Origin of the sequence: Acinetobacter sp. YH12063, assembly GCF_013419715.1 — a bacterium.
Lineage (GTDB): Bacteria > Pseudomonadota > Gammaproteobacteria > Pseudomonadales > Moraxellaceae > Acinetobacter > Acinetobacter amyesii.
On the sequence record NZ_VOZO01000031.1, the window covers coordinates 1 to 7,788 of the forward strand.

Consider the following 7,788-nt stretch of genomic DNA (forward strand, 5'->3'; position numbering starts at 1 on the left):
TATTCCGTAATTTTACCGTCTTTTAACTCCCATATCTTGTCTACAACCATATCAAGAAAATATCGGTCATGACTGATAACAAGTAATGCTCCATCAAATGCTTTAAGTTGACCAATAAGTAGATCTATTCCATTGAGATCAAGGTGGCTGGTTGGTTCATCCGCTAGAATGCCATGTACTTGTTGGGAAAATGCGGCAGCAATTTTTGCACGAGTTTCCTCTCCGCCACTCATTGTGTCGTTTTGTACATTGGAAACACCAAGGCGAGATAACATTGCCCGGTCTTCGACCGTTTCTATTTCGATTCCGCCCAGTTGGCTGATATGTGCAAAATCACCAAAACGCTGTAATGTCGCTTCGGCTAAAACAATTTCGCCATTAAGTACTTTGAGTAAACTACTCTTTCCTGCTCCGTTATCACCCACAAGACCAATACGGTCATAAGAGTGAATTTCCAATTCATCAATATCCAAAACATCACGCCCAGCATAATCCAAGCGTATGTTTCTCGCTTTAATAATTAAACTCATTTTTATTTACTCCTGTTTAGCTCTTGAAATTTTTTATGCAGCAAACAGGATTTAGGTGAAAACAAAAGCTAGCATCACAGTGTCCTCCCAAAAAAAAAGCTATTCATCCACAGGGTGGACAAATAGCTAGTCAATTAAGTTATAACTGGAAACTATGCACTAAAAGCATACTTATAAATTAAGCATACTTTTACTTTATATATCCGCATATATTCTTAAAGACACAACAAAAGCCCACCATTATAAAATAGTGTCACTATGCAAATAGTTGTGTCTTAACGAATGCGGATAGAATGCATAAACTTACCTAAAAAATAAAATTCAGTTTTATGATAACTTTACTGTTAAAAGAAGTCTAGACAACCTTGTTTTATGCTTGGATATAAGGCTTATTTTAAAATAATAGTAGTGAAGATTTTCTAAAATTAACATAATACACCTTATACGAAATGCTTGATATTTCTCTTTAAATATCATTATATTAACGTAAGCCGTTCTGGAGTATAGGGCACCAGAACGGCTTTTTATTGATTATTCATGTTCCACGATCACTAATTGAGCGATGTTCCACGGTTTTATTCAGTTTTAATAAACATCATCCGGTTTTTTGAGGAGTCATTATTTCAAGTGCTTGCACTGAAATTGGCTCTTCAAAAAACTGGAGTCTTGGCTAACCATATGGAAGGAAAAAGCGGCTTAGGAAGCCTCTCTTCTTCTGTTCTGGTTCAACATGCTCCGGGATAGGAATACGCTTATTGTCTTGCTGAGGAGTAGTCAATTCGTCATAGTTCGTTGCTAGTTCCGACCGAGGATCCGTTGCTATATCCTGTTTAAAGCTCTGATCGGTAAAGGTAGTCATATTGGCTTTTGGTGCTTCTAGTAAGCGCTGCATAGCTTCAATCTGTTCTTGATAAAACGATTCACGTTCTAAAGATTGATTTTCTCTCTGTATTGCCTGATTTAATTGTTTTTCCAGTATGTCAACTTGACGTTTTAGTAAGTCAACTTCTGTCAAGTTTTGACTGTTAATTGATTGACTTTGATTGACTGTATCCTCTTTTTTTTGTGGTTCCCCAAAAACTCTTAGGGCCTCTGAAAAGTCAATTAATCCATCAGATCCTTTAGATAAATTTCCTTTGTTTATATGTGCATATATGGCTTGTCTTGAATATCCATAAAGCTTAGCTAACTCTGAAACTGACAGTTTTTTCATTATGTAAACCAGTTTTCAACTTGTGTTAATACCTGACTGTTAACTTAACAATTTCAATTAACAATGTCATTGAAATCCTAATTTTCTGAGTAAAGGAAGTAATTCCTTAAATTTCTCTGCATCTTGCAGCATGGCAGCTATACGTACAGCAAACTGCTGATAGCTTTCTGTGCCTTGTGAATATTTACTCATCTCAGGAAGCTCTGAGAGCTTGTTGGCGAATAGATGGCGTTGTTTATCTGTTATTTTTGAAAAGAGGTCTAATGTATTCGGATCTCTTTTAGATTCGACTGAATGCGTGGCTGATTTTTTCTGTTTAAAGCTAAATGAAAAACCAGTAATAGATCTACCTGTTTTATGCTGTTCAACTTTGACAATAATATCGGTATGTTCATTTACTTGTTTTAATGCAATGTCTAAAACATATTTTTTAAAATCATACATTCGTTTGTATTCAGTCTCGAGTACACCTATTTTTTGTCTAAAATCATACATAGTTATGAGAGGCGTTTTTCCAGTACTACGCCATGCAATCAATATTTCATATAAACGAACAGCATAAGCACTTGTTAAATTACTTATTTGTTGTATTTCATACTTTGTAAATTGTTCTTCTAACCTAGTAATTAAAGGCACAATAGCAGGGGCAAAAATAAGTCTAACGACAGCTTCATTATCAATATAAGCCACCTCGCTCACCCATCTTGATTTGTGATTAATAGTGTTACCTTTTTCACTAAGACTCTGATAACTGAATTGTCTTGCAAACAAGTCATCGCAAGCATCTTTTAACGCCTGATAAGCCGTATTTCGATGTACACCAAACTGATTAATATAACTTTCAGCATGAACTGTTAGTGGATCATTAGCATTTATCCCTTTACCCGATTCCCTTGCTTCAACAATAGCTAGGAGAATTAACCTCTGTTCAACTAGATCGAGGTTATAACTGGCATTGATTAAGGCGTTATCTTTAACAACTAGTTCTGTTTTCATATGAAAAGATTATATTTTTAATTCAATAAGACGAGGTTATATAATTATCTCGCTTAATGCAAGGTAAACCTCGTTTTAATGCAAGGTAAACCTCGTTTTAATGCAAGGTAAACCTCGTTTTAATGCAAGGTAAACCTCGTTTTAATATCTCTAGAACCATTATGAATAAAGGATTACAGCTTAATTAAAAGCATTTAAAAGCTTAAAAATAATTAAAAGCCCAGGGAGTAAAAAATTGCCCTTGGTTTTCGCTTCGCTCAAACTCTATTGAATCTCGCTTTCGCTCGATTCGTCGGGGCAATTTTTGGTTCATATTTTCGTGAATTTGAGAAAAAGCAAAAGCAAGATCAAAAGCAGCTCGGAATTCGCTTCGCTCATGAGCTTTTTTTCTCGCTACGCTCGGTTTAGGAATCAAATTTGGAAAGTTCGCACCCATTCGGGATGCTCTGTAAAGCAGGTGATTGATGGATAGGGAGCTTGTAATCAGGGAAAGGGATGGGCAAATTTTCTCAGTTCGCTCGTAGACACTCGCTCTGTTTAGCGACTCATGCCACGAGATTTCATTTTAGGCGCATGTTGCTGTGCTTTGAGCTGTTGTTCCTGTCTGAGTTTCATCTGTTGTTCTGCTTTGATCTCATCCACACATTTTTTAATGACTTGATAGGATGGGTATAGAGTCTGGTATTGCTTGGCTTTGGCTGGATGTTGTTGTTGGTACTGCTTCCAGGCATGTTCTTTGAATTTGTCATTTTCCAATAAATCCTTCACACCATGTTTTTTCTGGTGTTCATGCTGACCTTTCAGCTTTTTGTGCTCCTGGTAAATCGCATCACGTTGGGCTTCCCAGGCTTTTTTTCCAAACAGTAAGGGTTTGTTCTGAGTTAATTCGTTGTGTTGATCGACCAGGCTTTGCAATTTGTCATGACTTTGCTTGAGTCCGCTTTTCACGATCTCCTGGGCAAGCTGCTGATTGAACTCATTTTGATGTTTGTGGTGCTTGGTCAGGGTTATTTCGGCTTGTTTGAGATTACGCTGCATGAAATCCAGGTCTAGATTCGCGTCTTTTGCGCTGATTTCGCGTTTTAGCACTTTGCCAAGGGTTTCCCTCTGTTTTTCCTCAAACAGGGCTTTTTCGTCAATTGGTGGCGTTTTAGCGCTATTTTTGATTTGGATCTGCTGTTCTGTTTTCAGTGTGCTGAGTTTGATCTCATTTTCAGCAATCAGCAGATCCATATTTTTGCTGTATTGCAGCTGAGCCTGATTTCTCTGTTTGATTTCGTCATTGCTTCGGCTGATTTCGGTCTCAATCCCTTTTCGGCGCAGTTCGGTGACTTTCGGCCCTTCGTGCAGCGTGGCTTCTAAACCATTCTCCTGGTCTTTGTAGCTGCGGTGGTCGACTCGGGCAGTGTATCCAGCCAGATCCAGGTGCATATTGCAGATATCGGCAAAGTGTTCGCGCCAGTGTTCGATTTCTCCACTGTGTTTCTGATCCAGTTCCCGGGTTTTCTCGGTGAAGCCTTCCTGAGTAAGTTTGCGTGTGCTCATCAGGATATGCGCGTGATAATTGCGTTCATCACTACCAGATCCAGTATGCGGTGCATGAATACAGGCATCGACGGCTACCTGGTGTCTGTCCACGATACTGGCGCATAGCTCTTCGAGCATGGCCAGGCGTTGTTCCTGATTTAATTCACTTGGAAAAGCGATTTCAAATTCTCGGGCAACTGTCGAGTTTTTTCGGGTTTCCCGTTGTTCAACTTCGTTCCAGAGTCTTTCCCGGTTTTTTAAATGTTCTGGTGCGCCTTCGGGTAAATAAATTTCTTTATATTCCACACCTGTTTTTCGGCTGTAATCATGTTCTCGGCCCTCACGTTCACAATAGATCTTTTCACCTGCCCGATAGGCAATCGCAGCAGTAGCGGAACGCCCTGCTGATCGTGCTACGGTTTTGACTGAAAAGTGGTAAATCGCCATGCCTATTTTCGCTTTTAAATTTTCACGTAGTGAAGTACAACCGTGGATACGGTTGTCGGGGTATTGGGGAGACCCCAATCGTACTTGCAAACGAAGTTTGCATAAGTGCGCTCTTCGAGGAAAACATTACTATACATATAGCACCTTGAATGCATATTCAAGTGCGCTTATGTTAGGGATGGTTTCCCAGGATGATGGTATTGGATTAATGAGCGTTACTGAAACACTAGACAGCAAAATCAAAGCACAGGAAGAAAAGCTAAAGCAGTTAAAGGCTCAAAGACAGGCAGCACTGGCAAGAGAACGTGCTAAAGAGAAAGAACAAGCTCGAAAGGATGATACCAGACGCAAAATTTTAATTGGATCCTGTATGCTAAAGATCACTGAAGATGATGAACAAGCCAGAGCTAAATTAATTGCTCAGATGGATAAGTATTTAACAGATGAGCGTGACCGAAAGCTTTTTAATTTATAAATTTTGAGGGATAAGTAGTGGAAGATCCAACACTTAATAAGTTAATACGTAATACAGAATTATTCTTCGAACATCACTGGAATGTAGACCTATTAGGAAAGCCTCCTGAATGGTCACCAGTACATTTTAATTTTGGAAAAATTCCTAATTACGATAAACAAGGTGTATATGCGTTTGTCAAAGGGGATTTAGTGACTTATATCGGTGTTGGGACTTCTAGAGGTGCTGGCCGTTATCGTGGTAATGGCTTAAGCGCCAGGGTAATGAAATATTGCCGATGGAATGAAGATAAAACTGAATATATTGCGATAGATCCAAGACTGAAAGATGCTGGATCCATCATTACAATAGGCTTTGAGCGTGATACGGCTTATTTAGCAAATGCCCTAGAAGTTTTTCTTATCTCTAAAATCCAACCTGTCCACAATGTGGTTAAAGTTGGTATGTAATTTCGCATAAGAAATTTTATGTTAAATGATTGTTAGAAATGCCCCTTGATCGAGGCATTTTCTATAAAGAATACTAAAAACTAATTAAAGCCAACCAAGTTTCAAAACAAGGCAGTTCTCAGCAATCATATTTTTAAATTATATAACTCCCAACTGAGCTTTTGCTCCAACGATAAGGCTTTCATTTTGAGTTTCTAAGGCAAATAAACCATACATCAAAGGAGAGGCCGCTGCTCTTTCTAAAGTCTGTTCATATAGTTTATTCCAAACTTTACCCCCTAGTTTTTCATACTCGATGATTAGAGTTTTGAGGCTTTCTTCTCCAAACAAAGTTACATGCCCAGCAAAATCAATCGCTGGGTCATCTATATGGGCTGTTGACCAATCAATAACGCCTGAAACAGCTCCATCCTTTGAAGCTAGTACATGCCCAGCATATAAATCGCCATGTATAAATTGGGTGAAATCTGCCCATAGAACATCATTATCCAACCATTTTCTGTAGCGGGTTTCCAATTGCTCACTTATACCAATTTCAGATTTTACTAACTGCAAATTGTTTGCTATTTCAGGTCTTAAATCTGAAGGTTTCATAATTTTCAAATCATTTTCCCGAACTTCTTTTTCAGGAATACTATGGATTTCAAATAAGGTTTTTGCCAAAGATGTTATGTATTTCGGGCTATCTTTGTCCATATTCCAAATTATTTCATAGGTTTCAGCATCCAAATTTAAAACAGGATTATCTTTAAGTATGGGATAAGCCACTAATTCTGTAGATGAAATTCTCCAATCAGGAACCTCTACAGAAAGATGTTTTTTTACCAATTCTAAAATGCGTTTTTCTTTCTTGATTTGTTCCCTCATGCCATCACGACGAGGAATACGCAGCAACCATTGTTGCCCCTTTGTATCAAGAGCAAAAACGACCTTAAAATCAATGCCCATTTCATTGAAATTCATTTTGTCCGTAAGCAACAAGCCGTGTGCTTCAGCAAGTGATTGAATATCTTGAATTGTCATTTTTAATTTCCTTTAAAGAGTTCAATAATTAATGTTCGGATTAGATTGGCTATCATTAACAATCTCTCTCAAAAGTCTTGATGATTTTGTGGTCTTTGATCTCGTAGATAATGTCAGCAATATTATCGACCAATTGCTTGTCATGAGATACGAAGATAATAGTTCCTGCATAGGACTTCATCATTGTTTCTAATGCGGCAATACTTTTTAGGTCAAGATAGTTTCCTGGTTCATCCATAAGCAAAATATTATATTTTCCTAAAAGCATTTTGGATAAAAGCAGTTTGATGATTTCACCTCCCGATAAGTCGGATAAGTTTTTTTGAATATCATTCGCTCCGATCCCCATTGAAGCCAATACTGCACGAATTTCCGCAACTGTGTACTCGCACTCTTCCTGCATAAAGGAGAGCACAGATTTATGCGTGTTAAATTTATATCCTGTTTGTGTAAAGTAGCCAATTTCAGCTTTTGGAGATATGGTTAATCCATCAGCACGTTCTGATATCATTTTTAACAAGGACGTTTTCCCTGTTCCATTCGATCCAGTTATAGCGACTTTAGCGCCAAGCGGTATTATAAAGTTAGCGTCATCAAAGATAGTACGGCTACCAAATTTTAAGCTCAGACCATCTGCCGTAATCGGGAACTTATTGTGCAGTTCTAGGGCTGAACTTTGACGAAAACGAATAGAACGCAAATGCTCTGGTGCTTGAATATCTTCTAATGCAGCCAAACGCTTTTCCATACTCTTAGCTGCCTGATACAGTTTTCTTTGCTTGGTGCCAGTCATTTTTGCATGCCCAAGTCGTCCAGCACTTTCGGTAGAGTTTTTGGATTTTTCTCCTTTTTTCTTATTGTCTAATCGATTAGCTTGCTGGCGTTTTTCTTGCACAGCAGATTCTAATCGCTCCCGTTCCTTCATCATCAGCTCATATTCTACGGCTTGGTGTTGTCGCTCTTCTTCTTTTTGACGCAAGTAATCCGAGTAACCACCCCAATATTCCGTAATTTTACCGTCTTTTAACTCCCATATCTTGTCTACAACCATATCAAGAAAATATCGGTCATGACTGATAACAAGTAATGCTCCATCAAATGCTTTAAGTTGACCAATAAGTAGATCTA

The 7,788-nt window shown here is 38.3% G+C and carries 8 protein-coding genes and 1 pseudogene; 2 read left to right on the top strand and 7 right to left on the bottom strand.

Annotation, left to right across the window (positions count from 1 at the left end; translation table 11 throughout):
• The 5 genes and pseudogenes from msr(E) (FTU12_RS16015) to mobQ all read right to left on the bottom strand — a co-directional run.
• Positions 1 to 530, bottom strand: a pseudogene (msr(E), locus tag FTU12_RS16015) (ABC-F type ribosomal protection protein Msr(E)); the annotation flags it as partial.
• A gap of 670 nt (positions 531 to 1,200) precedes the next feature.
• Positions 1,201 to 1,743: a plasmid replication DNA-binding protein gene (locus FTU12_RS16020; protein ID WP_004896925.1), complete on the bottom strand. Its 543-nt coding sequence runs from the start codon at positions 1,741 to 1,743 to the stop codon at positions 1,201 to 1,203.
• 66 nt (positions 1,744 to 1,809) lie between these two features.
• Positions 1,810 to 2,739 (bottom strand): replication initiation protein RepM, encoded by a 930-nt coding sequence (gene repM / locus FTU12_RS16025; RefSeq protein ID WP_068553070.1) that lies wholly within the window; start codon positions 2,737 to 2,739, stop codon positions 1,810 to 1,812.
• Between the two features lie 202 nt (positions 2,740 to 2,941).
• Complete coding sequence (locus FTU12_RS16030) at positions 2,942 to 3,175, bottom strand: hypothetical protein (protein WP_068553069.1); 234 nt, start codon at positions 3,173 to 3,175, stop codon at positions 2,942 to 2,944.
• Positions 3,176 to 3,276: 101 nt separating this feature from the next.
• Positions 3,277 to 4,713: a MobQ family relaxase gene (mobQ, locus tag FTU12_RS16035; RefSeq protein ID WP_107111964.1), complete on the bottom strand. Its 1,437-nt coding sequence runs from the start codon at positions 4,711 to 4,713 to the stop codon at positions 3,277 to 3,279.
• A gap of 208 nt (positions 4,714 to 4,921) precedes the next feature.
• On the opposite strand from mobQ, the gene FTU12_RS16040 reads away from it, so the two are divergent.
• Both FTU12_RS16040 and FTU12_RS16045 read left to right on the top strand, forming a co-directional pair.
• Positions 4,922 to 5,188, top strand: a complete 267-nt coding sequence (locus FTU12_RS16040) for a mobilization protein (protein WP_088749624.1) — start codon at positions 4,922 to 4,924, stop codon at positions 5,186 to 5,188.
• 17 nt (positions 5,189 to 5,205) lie between these two features.
• Positions 5,206 to 5,637, top strand: a complete 432-nt coding sequence (locus tag FTU12_RS16045) for a hypothetical protein (RefSeq protein ID WP_039090891.1) — start codon at positions 5,206 to 5,208, stop codon at positions 5,635 to 5,637.
• Positions 5,638 to 5,775: 138 nt separating this feature from the next.
• Here the strand turns inward: FTU12_RS16045 and FTU12_RS16050 are convergent, their stop codons facing one another.
• Both FTU12_RS16050 and msr(E) (FTU12_RS16055) read right to left on the bottom strand, forming a co-directional pair.
• On the bottom strand, positions 5,776 to 6,660 hold the full coding sequence (locus FTU12_RS16050) for an Mph(E) family macrolide 2'-phosphotransferase (protein ID WP_000155092.1): 885 nt from the start codon (positions 6,658 to 6,660) through the stop codon (positions 5,776 to 5,778).
• Between the two features lie 55 nt (positions 6,661 to 6,715).
• The coding region (gene msr(E) / locus FTU12_RS16055) for an ABC-F type ribosomal protection protein Msr(E) (RefSeq protein ID WP_180114983.1) at positions 6,716 to 7,788 on the bottom strand (1,073 nt) is incomplete at its 5' end.